1 protein-coding gene is annotated in these 261 nt (G+C 68.6%); it reads left to right on the top strand.

What is annotated here, in order from left to right:
* Window positions 1-261 (top strand): 3'-5' exonuclease (locus FVA95_RS30000; RefSeq protein ID WP_149666991.1); only part of this gene is annotated, 261 nt, incomplete at both ends.

The raw sequence follows: 261 nt of genomic DNA on the forward strand, positions 1-261 counted from the left end.
TTGTCCGCGGAGGAGCCACACGGTACCCAGGCGCGTGAGCGCTGGGAATCGCTGCGTGCCCTTGTCGAGCTCGCCGAGGAGGAGTGCGCCCGTCAGCCGGAACTGGATCTGCCCGGTCTGGTCCGTGAATTACGGGTACGGGCCGAGGCGCGCCACCCACCCACTGTGCAAGGCGTAACGCTGGCCTCGCTGCATGCGGCCAAGGGTCTGGAATGGGATGCGGTGTTCCTGGTCGGGCTGGCCGACGGCACCCTGCCCATC

It is taken from the genome of Pseudonocardia sp. EV170527-09, assembly GCF_008369905.1.
Lineage (GTDB): Bacteria > Actinomycetota > Actinomycetes > Mycobacteriales > Pseudonocardiaceae > Pseudonocardia.